Here is a 1,142-nt window from a genome sequence, read left to right on the forward strand (position 1 = left end):
GTGGCGAGACCGTCGACATCACGGCAATCCTGGGCGGCTACGAGCGCCGCGTGAYCACGCAGGATTTTCGCGGCGGTGAAATCACGGCGGTCATGGGCGGCTGCGAACTCGATATGCGCGGCGCCTCGATCCGCGGCGAGGCGGTGATCAACGTGTTCGCGTTCTGGGGCGGCGTGACCATCAAGTGTCCGCCCGACTGGACCGTGATCCTGCTCGGCACGCCGATCCTGGGCGGCTTCGAAGAAAAGACCGCCGTGCCACCCGATGGCAGCAAACGCCTCGTCATTCGCGGGTACGCGATTATGGGCGGTGTGGAAATCCGCAACTGATGGGCCGGATGTTCTGGGCCGGGCGCAGCGCCGCGCTGTACCTGGCGGCCTGGCTGATGCTGGGGCTGATGCTCGCGGGCCTGCTCGATGCGGCCACCGGCGCCGGCATTCCGGCCAGCCTGCTGTTCGCGCTGCCGCTGATGCTGGTGTATGCGAGCGTGTGCGGCTTTTCGAGCTACTACCTGTGCCGCGCCTATCCGCTGGCAAGCAAGTCGCTGCGCTCGGTGCTGGTCGTGTTCTTTGTCACGGCCGCTAGCGCGGCCTTGCTGTGGTGCGCGGCGGCAGTAGCGTGGGCGGCATTCTGGCGCTGGCTGGCGCCGTCGATGGGCGGCGTGCTGCTCTCGCCACCCGTCGCCGCAGTGATGTTTGGTGTGGGCGTGCTGCTGTACGGGATGACGGCGTGCGCGCATTATCTGGCGCTGGAGTTCGAGCGCGCGCGGCGGCTGGAAACGCGCGAACTCCAACTGAAGCTGCTGGCGCAGGACGCCGAACTGCGCATGCTGCGCACGCAGATCGACCCGCACTTTCTGTTCAACAGCCTCAATTCGATCAGCGCGCTCACCAGCATCGATGCCGGCGCCGCGCGCGACATGACCTTGCAGCTGGCCGGCTTCTTTCGCCACACGCTGGGACTCGAGGCGCACCGCAAGGTCCTGCTGTCCGATGAAGTGGAACTGACGCGGCGCTTCCTGGCGATCGAGCAGGTGCGCTTCGGCCCGCGCCTGACGTTCGCGTGCGAGATGGCGGCTGACGCGGCGCGCTGCCTGCTGCCGCCGATGATCCTGCAGCCGCTGGTCGAGAACGCGGTCAAGC

The 1,142-nt window shown here is 67.4% G+C and carries 1 protein-coding gene and 1 pseudogene; both read left to right on the forward strand.

Annotation, left to right across the window (positions count from 1 at the left end):
- Window positions 1-329, forward strand: a pseudogene (locus AC1DYN_RS32675) (hypothetical protein); the annotation flags it as partial.
- On the forward strand, window positions 329-1,142 hold an 814-nt coding region (locus AC1DYN_RS32680; protein ID WP_477966988.1), incomplete at its 3' end, for a sensor histidine kinase. The pseudogene AC1DYN_RS32675 and the gene AC1DYN_RS32680, both read left to right, overlap by 1 nt.

Source organism: Rhizobacter sp. P2_D12 (assembly GCF_056404395.1).